Raw genomic sequence first — 16,433 nt, 5'->3', positions numbered from 1 at the left:
CCAGCTGCTTTCGGCACCGGACCGGCCTCTTGCCTTTGGCGAGGTCAGTAGGCGCCAGAGAGCAGGGCCCCTGCGTTGGGTACCCGCGTTTCCAGCCCCAGGCGCTTGAGCATCGCCCAGGTTGTGCAGGCTGCAGCGGACACGACAGGAATGCCCAACTGGTCCTGTGCCATCTGCACCGACGCCAGCGAGGGCATCTGGACGCAGGCCGAGATCACCACCACGTCCACGCCGCGCGTGTCCAGCCGTTGCACCAGCTGGGCCGGGGCGGCGGGGTCCTGCGCGCCCACCTGCAGGTTGTCGGCAATTTCCAGCGACAGGCTGTCGTGCACGGCAATGCCCTCGTGCTCGATGTAGTCCACCACCAGTTGCGTGAGCGGCTTCATGTACGGCGTGAGCACCGAGACCTTCTTGGCGCCCATGGCCTTGAGGCCTTCGACCAGCGCCCCTGCGCTGGACACCACCGGCGCGGGCTTGCCATTGGCCACGGTGACCTCATGCAGCCGCTTTTCGGATGCGCGGTGGTAGCCCAGGCCCATGCTCATGATGGCCACGAGGCAGGCATAGCCCATCACGTCCATCTTGCCGTCCGACAGCTCCAGTGCGCAGCGGTCGGAGTCGCGGTCCATTGCAGCCAGCTCTTCCTTGGTGACCTTCTGCATGCGCATGCGGCTGGCGTGGAAGCTGAAGCGTTCGGGCAGGATCTGCTCGCGGGCGCGCAGCATGGCCGGTATCTCGGTCTCCATTGTGGTGTTGGAGCTGGGCACGATCTGCCCGATGCGGTAGGTGCGTTGCATGGTGGTCTTTCAGGAATGGATGGGCAAAGCGCGGCCCGCCCGGCGCGCGGAGCGCCGGGAATGGATCGCGCAGGGGATGTCTGTGGGCCGGTCAGTCGGCCTTGATACCGGCGGCCTTGATGGTCTTGGCCCAGTAGGCGGTTTCGGTCTTCACCAGCTCACCGAGGGCGTCGGGCGGCAGGTAGCGCAGTTCGATGCCGGCAGCGTCGGCGCGCTGGCGCGTCTCGGGCATGTCCAGCGCCTTCTTCACATCGGCCGTGAGCTTGGCCACCACGGCGGGTGGCGTGGCGGCCGGGGCGAACAGGCCCACCCAGGCCTCGAGCTTGAAGTCGGGCATGCCGGCCTCGGCCACGGTGGGCACGTTGGGCAGGCCCGGGTGGCGCTTGGTACCGGTGACGGCAAAGGCCTTGAGCTTGCCGCTGACCACATGCTGCATGACCGACGGTGGCGTGGTGATGAACACCTGCACCTGGCCCGCCAGCACATCGGCCACCGCTGGGCCCGAGCCACGGTAGGGGATGTGGGTCATGAAGGTGCCGCTTTGCTGCTTGAAGATCTCGGTGCCGATGTGCGAGAGCGAGCCGTTGCCCTGCGAGGCGTAGTTCACCTTGCCCGGGTTGGCCTTGAGGTAGGCGATGAATTCCTTGAGGTTGTTGGCTGGCACCGAGGGGTGGGCTGCAATCACGTTGGTGGCCACGGTGAGCAGCGCGACGGGGGCGAAGTCCTTGGCCTCCCAGGGCAGGCTGGGGGTGAGGGCCGGGTTGCCCACGTGGTAGGCCGAGTACGAGATCAGCAGGTTGTGGCCGTCGGGCTTGGCGCGGGCCACGGCGCCATAGGCCACGTTGCCGCTGCCGCCCGCCTTGTTGTCGATCACCACCGGCTGGCCGATCACACGGGCCAGCGGCTCGTTGAGCAGGCGGGCCGAGGTGTCCACCACACCGCCAGGCGGGTTGGGCACGGTGAGCGTGATGGCCTTGCTGGGGTAGTTGTCTTGCGCCATGGCCAGGCCCGAGAGGGCCAGCGTGGCAGCCAGCAGGCTGTGCTTGATCGTCATGTTTGTCTCCACCAGATGTTGTAGTGAGGGTATTGTGGAAACAAGCGAATCAACAGTCCAATATATTGTTGGTCTTGATCAAGACCTGAAAAGTATCAATGGAACTGCGCCATCTGCGTTACTTCGTCGCCCTGGCGGAAGAGCTGAGCTTCACACGCGCCGCGCAGCGCCTGCATGTCTCGCAGCCGCCGCTGAGTCTGCAGATCGCCCAGCTGGAACAGGAACTGGGCGCCCAGCTGTTCGTGCGCACCAGCCGGCGCGTGGAGCTGACGCTGGCAGGCCAGGCCTATCTGGTGGATGCACGCGCGGTGCTGGAGCGGCTGGACACGGCGCGCCAGCGTGTGGCGGCCATCGGCCAGGGGCAGGCGGGGCGCATTGAAGTGGGACTGTCTGGCTCGCATTTCCTCGGGCCGTTTCCGGCGGCGCTGGCGCGCTACCGACAAAGCCATCCGGGCGTGGATGTGGTGCTGCACGAGATGCAGCCTTCGCTGCAGCAGGCGGCCCTGCGCGACAAACGCATCGATGTGGGCATCTCGCGCACGGCCGTCAACGACGACCAGCTCGCCAGCACCCTGCTGTGGCCCGACCCTGTGGTGGCGGCCCTGCCGCCCGGCCACCCGCTGGCGGCGCGCAAGGCGCTGGCCTTGAAGGACCTGCGCAGCGAGGCCTTTGTGATGCTGCGCCGCGATTCATCAGCCCATGCCGAGCACATGGTGCAGTGCTGCGTGCAGGCGGGCTTTGCGCCCCGGGTGGCGCAGACCACGGTGGAGCTGGCGGCTGTGCTGAGCCTGGTGGCGGCCGGGCTGGGCGTGGCCCTGGTGCCGTCGTCCCTGGGCATGCTGTTCGGGCCGCGCGTGGTGTTCAAGCCCCTGGGCGCCAAAGCGCCGCGCGCCGATGTGCATGCGGTGCAGCGGCGCGACGACCTGCTGGGTGTGGTGCCGGCGTTCGTGCGGGTGATGGCTGACTGAGAGGGGAGGCTAGAGGCAGCCCGACCTTCGGGATGGACCCTGCGTCCGCATTGGTCCACTGTGGGGGCCTGGTGCCTGCTGGCCAAGGACACGATGGACGTGCGCCAGTCCATCAGCGCGGCGTACTACCGCAACACGCAGCTGGCGGCACGCATCACGTGTTTTCTGGTTTTCTTGCAGGAGCGTTTGGGCTGACCGTCTTGCGGGCTGGTGGACTGGTTCTCAGCGCAATCCACGCAGCTGCTGCAAGCGAAGCAGCACCGCGTCGATGACGGCGTTGGCGCCCTCCACATCGCAGCTCCATAGCATTTCGAGCAACTCGATCAGCGCGATGGCGTTGGTTTCCTGCAGCGCTGCGCGGGCGGCAGCCTGCAGGTCGTGCAGCTCCAGATCCTGAAGAACATCAACGGTCAATCCCATGGGGTGCTCCCTGTTTTTTGAGGAGGCTCATGGTAGATGCGTGGCGCCCGGGTGCCGGGCTGCGCGGCATGATCAAGATCAAGGGCGGATGAGAAACCCGGCGCCCTAGCTACCAAAAGGAGGCCCCCCGGCTCTGCCGGGGAGGCAGTAGAAGTTTGACTTTTCAGGAGGTTGTCCACCGTAGAGACTTTCAATCGTGAGCCGCCAAGCAAACGAAAGGAAGAAACACGATGGACAAGTATGAAAGTTTGAGTCACACGGCCTGGGATTGCAAATATCACGTGGTCTTCATCCCCAAGTGTCGAAGGCGAACGCTGTACAAGCAGCTACGCGAACACCTGGGTGAGGTATTCAGAAAGTTGGCCGCGCAAAAGGAATGCAGGGTTGAAGAGGGGCATCTGATGCCCGATCACGTGCACATGATGCTGTCGATCCCACCGAAGTACTCGGTGTCGCAGGTGGTGGGCTTTATCAAAGGCAAGAGCGCAATCCACCTTGCGCGGGTGTACGGAGAGCGAAAGCGCAACTTCGTGGGTCAGCACTTCTGGGCGCGAGGGTACTTCGTCTCGACGGTGGGACGCGACGAAGCGGTGATACGGGAGTACATCCGAAACCAGGAGAAGGAAGACGAGAGGTTGGACCAACTCGGTCTATGGAGGTGAGTAGCCACCGATAGGTGGCCCCAAGAATGAGGGGCCGCGTTAGCGACCCCTTACAGCCGCTTTGAGCGGCTCACATCCCGAATGCCCCCGGCTTTGCCGGGGGATGGTTACCCGTCAGCCGCGTGCCGGAATGGCCAGCCCCCGGGCCACCGCCGGACGTGCCACAAAGGCGGCGAGCACGCGCTGCACCTCCTTGAACTGGTCAAACTCCACCAGGTCGCCCGCACCGTAAAAGCCCACCAGGTTGCGCACCCAGGGCAGGATGGCGATGTCGGCGATGGTGTACTGGTCGCCCATCACCCATTGGCGGCCCGTCAGGCGCTCGTCCAGCACCTTGAGCAGGCGCTTCGACTCAGCGACATACCGGTCGCGCGGGCGTTTGTCTTCGTAGTCCTTGCCCGCAAATTTGTGGAAAAAGCCGAGCTGGCCAAACATGGGGCCCACGCCGCCCATCTGCCACATCACCCACTGCAGGGTTTCGAAGCGCCCGGCGGTGTCCTGTGGCATCAATTGGCCGGTCTTGCTGGCCAGGTACAGCAGGATGGCACCGGACTCGAACAGCGCCAACGGCTGGCCGTCCGGGCCGTTCGGGTCCAGGATGGCTGGGATCTTGTTGTTGGGGTTGAGCGAGAGGAATTCGGGCGTGGTCTGGTCGTTGGTCTCAAAGCTCACCAGATGGGGCTCGTAGGGCAGGCCCAGTTCTTCCAGCGCTATCGACACCTTCACGCCGTTGGGCGTGGGCAGGGAATACAGCTGGATGCGGTCCGGGTGCCGGGCGGGCCATTTGCGGGTGATGGCAAAAGCGGAAAGATCGGTCATGCGAGGTTCCTGAAAAGCCGGTGGAATCGAGAGAAGCTGCCAAGCGTACGCCCGCACGCGGTTTGGCGCAGGGGCGGGGCCATAATCCCGTCCCATGCAGATTCGCTTCACCAAAATGCAGGGCGCTGGCAACGACTTTGTCGTGCTGGACGAAACCCAGGGCCGCCTGGGCCTGACGCCTGCGCACTACCGCTACCTGGCTGACCGCCACTTTGGCGTGGGCGCGGACCAGATCCTCACCGTGCGCCGACCCACCGCAGATGCTGCCGCTGAAGGCATCGATTTCGAATACGTGATCCACAACGCCGATGGCGGCGAGGTGGAGCAGTGCGGCAACGGCTCGCGCTGCTTTGCCCGCTACGTGCGCGACAAGGGTCTGACGGACAAGGACACCATCCGCGTGCAAACGCTCAGCGGCGTCATCGCCCCCCGCCTCACGCCCGATGGCCGAGTCACCGTGGACATGGGCCGCCCCGTGCTGGAGCCTGCCCGCGTGCCCTTTGACACCACCGGCCTGCAGCCGGTGGCGCAAGGTTCAGGGCAAAAATGGCCGCTAGCGCTTGATGTGCCTGCGCAACCAGCTACAGTTTTGGTAGTGGTGGTGTCCATGGGCAACCCCCACGCCGTGCAGCTGGTGGACGATGTGGACACCGCCCCGGTGGCCCTTTGGGGCCCCCTGGTGGAGCGGCACCCGCGCTTTCCGCAGCGTGTGAATGCGGGCTTTATGCAGGTGGTGGGCCGCAACCACGTGCGCCTGCGCGTGTTCGAGCGCGGCACGGGCGAAACGCTGGCCTGCGGCACGGGCGCCTGCGCGGCTGTAGCGGCCGGCATTCGCCTGGGGCTGCTCGACAACGAAGTGCATGTGGACATGCGCGGCGGCCGCCTCACCATCGCCTGGACGGGCCAGGACACCGACACCCTTTACATGACCGGCCCGGCCACCACCGTGTTCGAAGGCCAGATCGACATCCCAGACCACCTATGACCAGCACCCACGTTCCCCCGATCACCGAAGAAGACATCGCCAACTTTCTGACCAACACCCCCGGCTTCTTTGAACGCCATGCCGAGGTGTTGGCCAGCGTGCAGATCACCAGCCCCCACGGCCAGCGCGCCGTGAGCCTGCAAGAGCGCCAGGCCGAGATGCTGCGCGAGAAGATCAAGGGGCTGGAGCACCGCATCATGGACATGGTGCGCAACAGCAACGACAACACCGCCATTGCCACCAAGGTGCACCAGTGGACCAGCGCCTTGCTGCGCGTGAAGGACCCGTTTGACCTGCCCGAGGCGGTGGTCAGCGGCATCCGCACCCTGTTCGACGTGCCCCAGGCGGCCGTGCGTGTGTGGACGGTGGCTGGCCCCTATATCGACGCCGACTTCACGCAAGGCGCGAGCGAAGACGCGCGGGCATTTGCCTCGTCGCTGACCATGCCGTTTTGCGGCCCCAACCTGGGCTTTGAGCCTGCGGGCTGGCTGGCACAGGAGGCAGGCGAGCCCGCCCAGTCGCTGGCCCTGCTGCCGCTGCGCGAAGGCGCCATCGACAGCGCCACGCCAGCGTTTGGCCTGCTGGTGCTGGGCTCGCCCGACCCGCAGCGCTTTGACGCCACCATGGGCACGGAATTCCTCTCACGCATTGCGGAGCTGGCCAGCGCGGCGCTGGTGCGGTTGAAGTGACGCCCCCCCTGAGCCGCTTCGCGTCTTCCCCCCCCAAGGGGGGGACGCCACCCCTGGACCGGCAAAGCCGGCTCCACGGTGGCACTGGTCCGGGGCCGCGCCGGTTGCGCACGCTGCGCCACAGTGGGTGCACGGACACCTCGGGACCTGCGCTCAGGGCCTTCTAAATCCCCATGCCCGACGCCCTGGTTGCTTTGCTGCCCACCGATCCGCACGTTCTGCGCTACCTGGAGCATGTGCGGGTGGAAAAGCGGCTGGCGGCGCGCACGCTCACGCTGTACACGCTGGACCTGGAAAAGCTCGCGCAGTTTGCGGCGGGGGTGAATCTGCCGTTGCTGCAACTCACCAGTGCGCACATTCGCCGCTTTGTGGCGCAGATGCACAGCGGCGGGCGCAGCGGGCGGGGTATTGCGCTGATTCTGTCGGGCTGGCGCGGGTTTTACACCTGGGCCGGGCGCCAGGGCCTGGTCGCGCACAACCCGGTGCAGGACGTGCGCGCGCCCAAGGCGCCCAAGCCGCTGCCCAAGGCCCTGGGCGTGGACGATGCGGTGCGCCTGGCCGATTACGAAAACACCGGAGCCGACCCCTGGCTGGAGGCGCGTGACGCGGCCATGGTCGAGCTGCTCTACGGCTGCGGCCTGCGTGTGGGCGAGCTGGTGGGGCTGGACGCCGTGGCCAGCCCGCAAGCCGAGCGCGAAGGCCGTGGCTGGGTCGATCTGCAGGCGGGCGAAGCCCATGTGTTTGGCAAAGGCAGCAAGCGCCGCAGCGTGCCTGTGGGCCGTGCGGCGGTGCAGGCGCTGCAGGCCTGGCTGGCGCTACGCGCGCAGCCGTTTGGGGCCTCCTCAGCCCGGCTCGATGGGGCCTTGTTTGTGGGCCAGCGCGGCAAGCGGCTCACGGCGCAATCGGTGTGGCTGCGGCTGCGCCAGCGCAGCCAGCTCGCGGGGCTGACCACCCCGGTGCACCCGCACATGCTGCGCCATTCGTTTGCCAGCCATGTGCTGCAGTCCAGCAGTGATTTACGGGCGGTGCAGGAGTTGCTGGGCCACGCCAACATCACTACCACACAGGTCTACACGCGGCTCGATTTTCAGCACTTGGCCAAGGTATACGACGCAGCCCACCCGCGGGCGCGCAAAAAGCCCTGAAGCCTGGCGCTACGCGCTGGTCAGCTACTCAGGCTGCGCTTTGGCGTCAATGCGCGCCGACAGTGGACTCACCCAGCACTGTGTCTGATAGGAACTTCTCGATGTCCAGCAAGATGAGCATGCGTTCGTCCACCGAGCCAATGGCCAGAAGGTGCTCAGGGTCGAAGTTGGAGTCCAGCGCGGGCACGGGGCGCAGTTGCGAGGGCTCCAGTGTCAGCACGTCTGACACGCCGTCCACCACCACGCCGATCACGCGCTGGCCAATGTTCAGCACGATCACCACGGTGAGGTGGTTGTATTGCACATCGCTCACGCCCAGCTTGATGCGCAGGTCGATGATGGGGACGATCACGCCACGCAGGTTTACCACTCCTTTGAGGTGCTCTGGTGCATTGGCAATGCTGGTGGGCTTTTCGTACGAGCGGATTTCCTGCACGCGCAGGATGTCCACGCCGTATTCCTCGTTGGCGATCTTGAATGCCAGGAATTCCCGAATTTGGGTCAGCGCCCCGGTGCCACTGGAGGCGGCGGAGAGGGAGGTAGATGTGGCAGTTGCGGCGTTGATCATCGGATGCCCTGGCTTAAATGATAACAATATGAATCAAATTTTATCAATGAGAAAAATCGTGTCAATTTTGACAAATTTTTATTTGACTGTGAGGTCATTCGCCGCTGTTCGGGCCGGTGGCTAACGGGATGGCTGCCTGCACAATCCAGGGATGAAAACGATCCGACTTAAGCAAGGCAAAGAACGCTCGCTGCAGCGCCGCCACCCCTGGATATTTGAATCTGCCATTGCCAAAGGCGGCGGCGACAGCGGAGAGACGGTGCGTGTCGAGTCGCACGAGGGGCAGTTTCTGGCTTGGGCGGCGTTCAGCCCCCATTCGCGCATCCGAGCCCGGGTGTGGAGCTTTGATGAAAAGCAGCGCATTGATGCTTCTTTTTTTATAGCTGCTTGCGCTCGCTCTATAAGCGCTAGAGACCGATTTGACGTTAAAAGCGATGGCGTGCGGCTGGTGCACGGCGAATCCGATGGGCTGCCCGGCCTGATCGTGGACCGCTACGGCGATACGCTGGTGGCCCAGTTCACCAGTGCGGGCACTGAGCGCTGGAAGGCGGTGCTGGTCGATGCCTTGCTGCAGGCCACGGGCTTGAGCAAGCTGTATGAGCGATCGGACGCCAACGTGCGCCAGCTGGAAGGTCTGGAGCCCGCCACCGGCTGGCTGCGGGGTGGGCCTGTTGCTGGGCAGACGGGGCAGCCTGAGCCGCCACTGGAGTTGACCATCCACGAACACGACTGGCGCCTGACGCTGAACATCGCCGAAGGCCACAAGACCGGCTTTTACCTGGACCAGCGCGACAGCCGCAAGCGTTTTGCCGACTGTGTGCAGCGCTTGAACCTGCGCAAGGTGCTCAACTGCTTTTGCTACACCGGCGGCTTCAGCGTGGCCGCGCTGGCGGGCATGCGCGCTGCCGAGCAGGCGGGCGGGCAGGGCGGTGGCGTGGTGACTTCCATCGATTCGTCCGGCCCCGCGCTGGATCGGGCCCGCGCCCATGTGCTGCTCAACGGTTTTGATGTGGCGCAGGCCCGGTTCATGGACGCCGATGTGAATGCATCGCTGCGCCAGTTTTTGAAGGACGGCGTGCGCTTTGACGCCATCGTGCTCGACCCGCCCAAATTTGCGCCCACGGCCGCCCACGCCGACCGCGCAGCGCGGGCTTACAAAGACATCAACCGCCTGGCGCTGCAACTGCTGGAGCCGGGCGGCGTGCTGTTCACCTTCTCGTGCTCGGGCGGTATCAGTGCTGATCTGTTCCACAAGATCGTGGCATCCGCCGGGGCCGATGCGGGGGTGGATGGCTACATCACCGAACGCCTGGGGGGCGCACCTGACCACCCGATGACACTGGAGTTTCCTGAAGGGGAATACCTCAAGGGCCTGGTGGTGATGCGCAAGGCCTGAGCGGGCACACTTTGTCGCCCGCAGGGGCTTGACACGATCGCTACACTGGAAAAAACCAGTTCTGCCCCGATCTGCGGACACGGTTATCCAGCGGGCAGGGGGCTGTGGCCCCCGCCTTAGTTCATTTGAAAGAGATTCCCATGGCACTCATTCCAGTCACCATCCTCACGGGCTTTTTGGGCTCGGGCAAAACCACCTTGCTCAAGCGCGTCTTGACCGAGGCCCACGGCCAGAAGATCGCCGTGATCGAGAACGAGTTTGGTGAAGAAAACATCGACAACGACATCCTGGTGACGGAGTCGAAAGAGCAGATCGTGCAGATGAGCAACGGCTGCATCTGCTGCACCATCCGTGAAGACCTGCGTGAAACCCTGCAACTGCTGGCCGCCAAAAAGCGCAAGGGCTTGCTGGACTTTGAGCGCATCGTGATCGAAACCACCGGCCTGGCCGACCCCGGCCCTGTGGCGCAGACGTTCTTCATGGACGAAGAGATTGCCGAGACCTACCTGATCGACTCCATCATCACCCTGGTGGACGCCAAGCACGCAGCGCAGCAGCTCAACGACCGCCAGGAGGCGCGCCGCCAGGTGGGCTTTGCTGACCAGATTTTCCTGTCCAAGACGGATCTGGTGAGTGCCGAGGACGTGGATGCCCTGACGCACCGCCTCAAGCACATGAACCCGCGTGCGCCCATCAAGGCGGTGCATTTTGGCGAGGTGCCGCTCAAGGAGGTGCTGGATCTGCGGGGCTTCAACCTCAACGCCAAGCTGGACATCGACCCCGACTTCCTCAAGGAAGACGAGCACGACCACAGCCACTGCGACCACGACCATGGGCATTGCGACCACGATCACGACCATGGCCATGAGCACCACGACCATGCGCCGGGCGAGGCGTGCAATCACCCCTCGCACCAGCACGGCCACGGGCATGGTCACCACCATCACCACGATGACGACGTCAAGAGCTTTGTCTACCGCTCCGACCGACCGTTCGACCCCGCCAAGCTGGAAGACTTCCTGGGCGCCATTGTCAACATTTATGGCCCGCGCATGCTGCGTTACAAGGGTGTCTTGAACATGAAGGGCACCGATCGCAAGGTGATCTTCCAGGGCGTGCACCAGCTCATGGGCAGTGATTTGGGCCCCCAGTGGGCTGAAGGTGAGGCGCGGGTGAGCAAGATGGTGTTCATCGGCATCGATCTGCCGCAGGACATCTTCCGTCAGGGTCTGGACCAGAGCCTGGTCTGAGGCCGTTTCCCTCGGGGAAACACCGGGGTGTGTTGTATCTGCAACGTTTTCGTTTGCGGCGGCGCAGGTCGATACAATCGCGCCCCGGTAAAACCCCGGAAGGCTTGCCATCCGTCCCTGACTGCCCCCGCAGCCGGGGCCTGCCCGTATAGCGAGGAGACCAGGAAGTGAAAGCCGATACCAGTAAACCCAAAGCGGTGACCAAAGCGCCTGCCACTGCGGCCAAAGGTGCTGCCGCCCCGGTATCCGCCAAGGCGACCAAGCCTGCGGCTTCCACCAAGGCTGCAGCTGCCGCTGCCGCTCCGGCCCCCGTGGCCGAGAGCCCGCAAGTTCCGCTGCGCGCCACTCGGCCTTCTTCGCGATTGGCCCAATTGACCGTACCATCGATGGCCCAGGCAGTGGCTTCCACCGCTGCCAAAGCTAGTTATCAACACACCATGCCCACGACCGCGCCAGTGCAACCTACCTACACCGCTGCCAAAAAAGACCCCAAGCTCGCCAACAACTGGAAGACCAAGACGGCCGAGGAGCTGACAGACGCTGAAGTGATGGCGATGCCGGACAGCGAGTACATGAACGACAAGCAAATGGCGTTTTTCCGCCTCAAGCTCGTTCAGCTCAAGCAAGACATCCATAACAGTGCCGGTGAAACCACCGAGCACCTGCGCGAAGACACCGTGGTGGTGCCCGACCCCGCCGACCGTGCCACCATCGAGGAAGAGCACGCCCTGGAGCTGCGCACCCGCGACCGCGAGCGCAAGCTGCTCAAGAAGATCGAGCAATCGATCGCGCGCATTGATGCGGGCGACTACGGCTACTGCGACGAGACGGGCGAGCCCATCGGCGTGGGCCGCCTGATCGCACGCCCCACGGCCACGCTGTCGCTGGAAGCCCAGCAGCGCCGCGAACTCAAGCAAAAGATGTTCGGGGATTGAAGCAGGCTGTATCCTGAGTAGCCTCTTCACCACCGTACCCGCATCACCATGAGCAAGGAAGAAACCCCACCAGCCGGTGGACTGCTGTCCAAGATGGTGAGGTTTGTGCGCAATCCCACCGTGCAGTGGACAGAGCTGGACTCACTGCAAGATGACCGGGAGAGCCAGTACAGCAAGCAGATGCTCAAGGAGATGATTGAGCGCAAGCGCCGCAACGACTTTGTGCGCCGCCGCGAGTTCGATCAACTGCGCAAGCTGCGCCAGCGTGAGGTGTTGCAAGGCCATCGCACTGAAGATGCGAGCAACCGGCCTTCGCTCTTCCAAAGCAGCATGGCCTCGCCCGACGAGCGCGCCGTGACGCTCAAGAAGATCGACGAGATCGAAGCCCAGATGTCGCAGCAGTGGTGGAAGAGCAAGCAGTCGGGCAACGAGGCTGGCGAAACCATGCCGCTCACCATGCCCCCTGGCGCAACACAGCCCGCACCGGGGCCGGACACCCAGGCGGCCGATGTGCGAGCATTTGCGCCCACGGCGCCGGTTACCCTGGGCAGCCCGTTGGCCGCCGCCAGCGCCGCTGCGCCTACGGCCTCCAGCCCGGTGGCGCCTTTGTTTGCTAACGACAGCATGGCGGTAGGTCGATTTTGCGGTGTGGACGCTGCGCTGCAAGCGGAACCAGAGGTACACCCTTCGTTCAGCCCCACCGTGCCAGGCGGGGTTCCCCCTGTGGTTGTCCAGCTGGAGAGATTCGTGCACGAACCCGATCTTGAAGAAGCGGCCATCCGCTACGCCAACGGCGACCACGAAGGCGCTGAGTCGGGCTTGCTGCAGGTGCTGGAGCAGCACCGGCAGGATGACCCTGAGCAGCAGCTGGAACTGTGGATGACGCTGTTCGACCTGTACCGGGCCACCGGCCAGCAAGACCGTTTTGAAAGCCTGGCCATTGATTTTGCGGCGCAGTACAGCCGCTCCGCCCCGCTGTGGTTCTCGCTGCCTGACCAGTTGGGTGTGCAAGTTTCCTCGTCTAAGGCGGCTGGTGATGCGCCGGGGCGCCGTGAGTTCAGCTGGAATGCCCCTCAGCGGCTGGCTGTGTCCTCTATAGCTGCATTGCAGGCCTCTGTCGAGCGGGCTGCTTCCCCTTGGACTTTGGCCTGGTCGCGCATTGCGGGTATTGACGATGCTGCGGTGCCGCTGCTGGCCGATCTGTTCACCCGCTGGGCCGACAAGCAAGGCCAGTTTGTTTTTTCTGGTGTGGATCGGTTGGAGACCCTGCTGGAGATCATGACCCAGTCGGGAGATCGCACCTCCGGCACGGAATGGTGGCGTCTGCGCATGTCGGCTTTGCGCCTGATGGGGCGCCCGGATGAATTCGAACTGGTCGCGCTGGACTACTGCGTGACATTTGAAGTTTCGCCTCCATCGTGGGCGGCGCCCAAGTGCGGTTATTCCGATGACAACGCGTCGGCCAACGCGCAGCCGCAGGCCAACGAGCGCGACATGCTGGCCTCTGATTTTGGAGAGCTGACACTGCCGCCTCCCATCGACAACGGGCCGGCAGCGCTGCTCAGTGGCGTCATTGAGGGCGATGCAGTGCCTTTGCTGCAACCGCTGCAAGAGCTGGTCAAACCCGGCGTGCCTCTGGTCATTGCGTGCGACAAGCTCATGCGCATTGACTTTGCGGCGGCTGGCTCCGTGCTTAACTGGGCGGCCGATCTGCAATCGCAGGGCCATGTGGTGCATTTTCAAAACCTGCACCGCCTCATTGCCGTGTTCTTCAACGTGATCGGCATCAACGAGCACGCCTGGGTCATTCCGCGCAAGAACTGAAGCCCTTGCTGCGGCGGCGTTTCGTCTGCGGGGGGGGCGCTTGCAATTGGGCGGACCATCCCCACCTGCGGCAGCTATGGACTCAACACACAACACACCGGTGTTTCATGGCACCACGATTTTGAGCGTGCGCCGCCAGACGCCGCAGGGCATGCAGGTCGCCATTGGTGGCGATGGCCAGGTCACGCTGGGCAATATCGTCGTCAAGGGCACGGCACGGAAGGTGCGCAAGCTGTACCACGGCAAGGTGCTGGCAGGGTTTGCGGGCGCCACGGCCGATGCCTTCACGTTGTTTGAGCGCTTTGAGGCCAAGCTGGAAAAGCACCAGGGCCACTTGACGCGTGCAGCCATCGAGCTGACCAAGGACTGGCGCACCGACCGCGTGCTGCGCCGCCTCGAAGCCATGCTGGCCGTGGCCGACCTGGAAGCCTCGCTCATCATCACGGGCAATGGCGATGTGCTGGAGCCGGAGCAGGGCATCGTGGCGATTGGATCGGGTGGGGCGTATGCACACTCGGCTGCCAAGGCGCTGCTGGTCAACACGGATCTGTCCGCGCAGGAGATCGTGAAGAAGTCGCTCGAAATTGCGGGTGAACTTTGCATCTACACCAACATGAACCACACCATCGAGACGCTCTGAGCGGCGACTGCGCAGGTTTACTATTATTTTGATAGCTGCTAGCGCTTTATTAATAAGCGCCAGAGCCATTTTTGATTGAATTCAGGCTGACACCATGTCTTCCATGACCCCCCAGGAAATCGTCTCCGAGCTGGACAACCACATCGTGGGCCAGGCCAGCGCCAAGCGCGCTGTGGCCATCGCGCTGCGCAACCGCTGGCGCCGCCAGCAGGTCGAGGGCAGCCTGCGCCACGAGATCACCCCGAAGAACATCCTCATGATTGGCCCCACGGGCGTGGGCAAGACCGAAATCGCCCGGCGCCTCGCCAAGCTGGCCGATGCTCCCTTCATCAAGGTCGAGGCCACCAAGTTCACCGAAGTGGGCTACGTGGGCAAGGATGTGGACGCCATCATCCGCGACCTGGCCGAGATGGCCGTCAAGCAGACGCGTGAAGCCGAGATGAAGAAGGTGCGCACCCGCGCCGAAGACGCGGCCGAAGAGCGCATCCTGGATGTGCTGATCCCGCAGGCCCGCACAGCGGCCGGGGCTGAGCCCGCTGCCGACAACACCGCGCGCCAGGTGTTTCGCAAAAAGCTGCGCGAAGGCCAGCTGGACGACAAGGAGATCGAGATCGACGTGGCCGATGCCCGCCCGCAGGTCGAGATCATGGGCCCCCAGGGCATGGAGGAAATGGCCGACCAGCTGCGTGGCATGTTCAGCCAGCTGGGCCAGGACCGTCGCCGCACCCGCAAGCTCAAGATCGCCGAGGCCCTCAAGCTCATCACCGACGAGGAAGCTGGCAAGCTGGTGAATGAAGAGGAAATCAAGGTCCGCGCCATTGCCAATGCCGAGCAAAACGGAATCGTCTTCATCGACGAAATTGACAAGGTGGCTGCGCGCCAGGAAACCAGCGGTTCTGACGTCTCCCGTCAGGGGGTCCAGCGTGACCTGCTGCCCCTGGTGGAAGGCACTACCGTCTCCACCAAGTACGGCATGATCAAGACGGACCACATCCTGTTCATTGCCTCGGGGGCCTTCCACCTCTCCAAGCCCAGCGACCTTATTCCTGAGTTGCAGGGGCGGTTCCCCATCCGTGTGGAGCTGGAGTCGCTGTCAGTGAAGGACTTCGAGGCCATCCTCACCCAGACCCATGCGTCGTTGGTCAAGCAGTACCAGGCCTTGCTGGCTACCGAAGGGGTGACGCTGGAGTTTCTGCCTGAAGGCATCACGCGCCTGGCCCACATTGCCTACGAAGTGAACGAGCGCACGGAGAACATCGGTGCGCGCCGGCTGTCCACCGTGATGGAGCGCCTGCTGGACGAGGTGAGTTTTGACGCCACCCGCCTGGGCGGTCAAACCGTGCGCATCGATGCGGCCTATGTGGATGCACGCCTGCAGTCGCTCAGCCAGGACGAAGACCTGTCGCGTTACATCCTTTGATGCAAGAGGGCGCATGTTTGCGCCAATGCTTGCCGTGATTCAGCCCCGCCCTACTTGGCGGGGCTTTTTTATGCCGGTAACGAGCAAGTCGTCTGGTATCGGGGTGTCCTGTCTGTGTCGATGAGAGCCGATCAGGGGTGCCTATCGGCAGGTCACCAAAGTTAACAAGTCCTATCGGCATGCCTATGCTTCAGGTATCACTTGCATAGCCTGTTCTAAGTGCTTATTTTTGAACATATTTTCTCGCCTGGTTACCTTGCAATTCGGCGCTAAGTCATTGATTTCATTGAAAAACTTTGTAGCGACCCTGTTGATGAACATGGTTTTCCTGCTACAGTGGAAAAAAGTGCAAATAAGTGGGGGAAAGTGCCATTTGCTCCGATTCGCGGAGTGTCTGGCGGTCCACCAATCTGGGAAATCCATCCGTGTTCCAAGGTGCCTCATCGCTCAGTCTCGATGCGAAGGGTCGGCTTTCCGTGCCGACCCGGCATCGTGACGTCCTGGCGGCGACGGCATCCAGCCAGCTCACCATCACCAAGCACCCGCACGGTTGTCTGATGGTGTTCCCGCGCCCCGAGTGGGAGAAGTTCCGCGAGCGCCTGGCGCAGCTTCCCATGTCCGCCCAGTGGTGGAAACGTATCTTTTTGGGCAATGCCATGGATGTGGACATGGATGGAACGGGCCGTGTGTTGATCTCCCCGGAACTGCGCGCAGCTGCAGGCCTGACCAAAGAGGCCGTGCTGCTGGGCATGGGCAACCACTTTGAACTGTGGGACAAGGCCACGTACGACGAGCAGGAGGCACAAGCCATGCAAGGCGAAATGCCCGATGCCTTCAAGGATTTTTCTTTCTGAGGCCGCG

General features: G+C 63.6%; 17 protein-coding genes and 1 pseudogene. 13 read left to right on the top strand and 5 right to left on the bottom strand.

Features of this window, described 5'->3' with window-relative positions:
- Positions 1-44: 44 nt before the first annotated feature.
- Positions 45-797, bottom strand: a complete 753-nt coding sequence (locus tag BDD18_RS07050; RefSeq protein ID WP_047351093.1) for a maleate cis-trans isomerase family protein — start codon at positions 795-797, stop codon at positions 45-47.
- A 91-nt stretch (positions 798-888) separates the two neighbouring features.
- Complete coding sequence (locus tag BDD18_RS07045) at positions 889-1,851, bottom strand: Bug family tripartite tricarboxylate transporter substrate binding protein (RefSeq protein ID WP_142082113.1); 963 nt, start codon at positions 1,849-1,851, stop codon at positions 889-891.
- Positions 1,852-1,949: 98 nt separating this feature from the next.
- On the opposite strand from BDD18_RS07045, the gene BDD18_RS07040 reads away from it, so the two are divergent.
- Together BDD18_RS07040 and BDD18_RS07035 are read left to right on the top strand one after the other, a co-directional pair.
- Complete coding sequence (locus BDD18_RS07040; protein WP_047351092.1) at positions 1,950-2,819, top strand: LysR substrate-binding domain-containing protein; 870 nt, start codon at positions 1,950-1,952, stop codon at positions 2,817-2,819.
- Positions 2,820-2,894: 75 nt separating this feature from the next.
- Positions 2,895-3,014, top strand: a pseudogene (locus tag BDD18_RS07035) (LysR family transcriptional regulator); the annotation flags it as partial.
- A 27-nt stretch (positions 3,015-3,041) separates the two neighbouring features.
- On the opposite strand, the gene BDD18_RS07030 reads toward BDD18_RS07035, so the two are convergent.
- Entirely contained in the window at positions 3,042-3,239 is a 198-nt protein-coding gene (locus tag BDD18_RS07030; RefSeq protein WP_066783013.1) for a hypothetical protein, read from the bottom strand.
- 230 nt (positions 3,240-3,469) lie between these two features.
- On the opposite strand from BDD18_RS07030, the gene tnpA reads away from it, so the two are divergent.
- Positions 3,470-3,901 carry an IS200/IS605 family transposase gene (gene tnpA, locus BDD18_RS07025; protein ID WP_026437438.1) on the top strand — a complete coding sequence of 144 codons (432 nt, stop codon included), beginning with the start codon at positions 3,470-3,472 and terminating at the stop codon, positions 3,899-3,901.
- A gap of 114 nt (positions 3,902-4,015) precedes the next feature.
- Here tnpA and BDD18_RS07020 read toward each other — a convergent pair whose 3' ends face one another.
- Positions 4,016-4,720: a glutathione S-transferase N-terminal domain-containing protein gene (locus tag BDD18_RS07020; protein WP_142082111.1), complete on the bottom strand. Its 705-nt coding sequence runs from the start codon at positions 4,718-4,720 to the stop codon at positions 4,016-4,018.
- A gap of 94 nt (positions 4,721-4,814) precedes the next feature.
- On the opposite strand from BDD18_RS07020, the gene dapF reads away from it, so the two are divergent.
- From dapF to BDD18_RS07005, 3 genes are all read left to right on the top strand, one after another.
- Positions 4,815-5,705: a diaminopimelate epimerase gene (dapF, locus tag BDD18_RS07015; RefSeq protein ID WP_142082109.1), complete on the top strand. Its 891-nt coding sequence runs from the start codon at positions 4,815-4,817 to the stop codon at positions 5,703-5,705.
- The gene (locus tag BDD18_RS07010) at positions 5,702-6,394 is read left to right on the top strand and encodes a DUF484 family protein (RefSeq protein ID WP_044397717.1); all 693 of its coding nucleotides are present in this window, start codon (positions 5,702-5,704) and stop codon (positions 6,392-6,394) included. Before dapF ends, BDD18_RS07010 begins: the two co-directional genes overlap by 4 nt.
- Before the next feature lie 173 nt (positions 6,395-6,567).
- A complete protein-coding gene (locus BDD18_RS07005; RefSeq protein WP_142082106.1) occupies positions 6,568-7,539 on the top strand; it encodes a tyrosine recombinase XerC in 972 nt (323 codons plus the stop codon).
- A gap of 46 nt (positions 7,540-7,585) precedes the next feature.
- Here the strand turns inward: BDD18_RS07005 and BDD18_RS07000 are convergent, their stop codons facing one another.
- Complete coding sequence (locus tag BDD18_RS07000; protein ID WP_142082104.1) at positions 7,586-8,107, bottom strand: chemotaxis protein CheW; 522 nt, start codon at positions 8,105-8,107, stop codon at positions 7,586-7,588.
- A gap of 151 nt (positions 8,108-8,258) precedes the next feature.
- Between BDD18_RS07000 and BDD18_RS06995 the strand changes: the two genes are divergently transcribed.
- From BDD18_RS06995 to mraZ, 7 genes are all read left to right on the top strand, one after another.
- On the top strand, positions 8,259-9,503 hold the full coding sequence (locus tag BDD18_RS06995) for a class I SAM-dependent rRNA methyltransferase (RefSeq protein ID WP_142082102.1): 1,245 nt from the start codon (positions 8,259-8,261) through the stop codon (positions 9,501-9,503).
- A 140-nt stretch (positions 9,504-9,643) separates the two neighbouring features.
- On the top strand, positions 9,644-10,753 hold the full coding sequence (locus BDD18_RS06990) for a CobW family GTP-binding protein (protein WP_142082100.1): 1,110 nt from the start codon (positions 9,644-9,646) through the stop codon (positions 10,751-10,753).
- A gap of 167 nt (positions 10,754-10,920) precedes the next feature.
- Complete coding sequence (dksA, locus tag BDD18_RS06985; protein WP_142082098.1) at positions 10,921-11,688, top strand: RNA polymerase-binding protein DksA; 768 nt, start codon at positions 10,921-10,923, stop codon at positions 11,686-11,688.
- A gap of 48 nt (positions 11,689-11,736) precedes the next feature.
- A complete protein-coding gene (locus BDD18_RS06980; protein ID WP_142082096.1) occupies positions 11,737-13,512 on the top strand; it encodes an STAS domain-containing protein in 1,776 nt (591 codons plus the stop codon).
- Positions 13,513-13,588: 76 nt separating this feature from the next.
- Entirely contained in the window at positions 13,589-14,152 is a 564-nt protein-coding gene (gene hslV / locus BDD18_RS06975; protein WP_044397706.1) for an ATP-dependent protease subunit HslV, read from the top strand.
- Between the two features lie 94 nt (positions 14,153-14,246).
- Positions 14,247-15,572, top strand: coding sequence for an ATP-dependent protease ATPase subunit HslU (hslU, locus tag BDD18_RS06970; RefSeq protein ID WP_142082094.1), 1,326 nt, complete (start codon positions 14,247-14,249; stop codon positions 15,570-15,572).
- A 425-nt stretch (positions 15,573-15,997) separates the two neighbouring features.
- Positions 15,998-16,426 (top strand): division/cell wall cluster transcriptional repressor MraZ, encoded by a 429-nt coding sequence (mraZ, locus tag BDD18_RS06965; RefSeq protein WP_044397702.1) that lies wholly within the window; start codon positions 15,998-16,000, stop codon positions 16,424-16,426.
- The last annotated feature ends 7 nt before the right edge of the window (positions 16,427-16,433 follow it).

Origin of the sequence: Acidovorax temperans, assembly GCF_006716905.1 — a bacterium.
GTDB lineage: Bacteria > Pseudomonadota > Gammaproteobacteria > Burkholderiales > Burkholderiaceae_C > Acidovorax > Acidovorax temperans.
The sequence above is the reverse complement of the archived record's forward strand: the minus strand, read 5'-3'. Positions and strand labels throughout refer to the sequence as shown.

Excerpts from the sequence above, each read along its gene's own strand:
- BDD18_RS07010 (WP_044397717.1), top strand. The coding sequence starts at position 5,702 with ATGACCAGCACCCACGTTCCCCCGATCACCGAAGAAGACATCGCCAAC.
- BDD18_RS07050 (WP_047351093.1), bottom strand. The coding sequence starts at position 797 with ATGCAACGCACCTACCGCATCGGGCAGATCGTGCCCAGCTCCAACACC.
- BDD18_RS07020 (WP_142082111.1), bottom strand. The coding sequence starts at position 4,720 with ATGACCGATCTTTCCGCTTTTGCCATCACCCGCAAATGGCCCGCCCGG.
- BDD18_RS06990 (WP_142082100.1), top strand. The coding sequence starts at position 9,644 with ATGGCACTCATTCCAGTCACCATCCTCACGGGCTTTTTGGGCTCGGGC.
- BDD18_RS07045 (WP_142082113.1), bottom strand. The coding sequence starts at position 1,851 with ATGACGATCAAGCACAGCCTGCTGGCTGCCACGCTGGCCCTCTCGGGC.
- hslV (WP_044397706.1), top strand. The coding sequence starts at position 13,589 with ATGGACTCAACACACAACACACCGGTGTTTCATGGCACCACGATTTTG.
- BDD18_RS07040 (WP_047351092.1), top strand. The coding sequence starts at position 1,950 with ATGGAACTGCGCCATCTGCGTTACTTCGTCGCCCTGGCGGAAGAGCTG.
- dapF (WP_142082109.1), top strand. The coding sequence starts at position 4,815 with ATGCAGATTCGCTTCACCAAAATGCAGGGCGCTGGCAACGACTTTGTC.
- BDD18_RS06995 (WP_142082102.1), top strand. The coding sequence starts at position 8,259 with ATGAAAACGATCCGACTTAAGCAAGGCAAAGAACGCTCGCTGCAGCGC.
- BDD18_RS07000 (WP_142082104.1), bottom strand. The coding sequence starts at position 8,107 with ATGATCAACGCCGCAACTGCCACATCTACCTCCCTCTCCGCCGCCTCC.
- BDD18_RS06980 (WP_142082096.1), top strand. The coding sequence starts at position 11,737 with ATGAGCAAGGAAGAAACCCCACCAGCCGGTGGACTGCTGTCCAAGATG.
- hslU (WP_142082094.1), top strand. The coding sequence starts at position 14,247 with ATGTCTTCCATGACCCCCCAGGAAATCGTCTCCGAGCTGGACAACCAC.
- tnpA (WP_026437438.1), top strand. The coding sequence starts at position 3,470 with ATGGACAAGTATGAAAGTTTGAGTCACACGGCCTGGGATTGCAAATAT.
- BDD18_RS07030 (WP_066783013.1), bottom strand. The coding sequence starts at position 3,239 with ATGGGATTGACCGTTGATGTTCTTCAGGATCTGGAGCTGCACGACCTG.
- BDD18_RS07005 (WP_142082106.1), top strand. The coding sequence starts at position 6,568 with ATGCCCGACGCCCTGGTTGCTTTGCTGCCCACCGATCCGCACGTTCTG.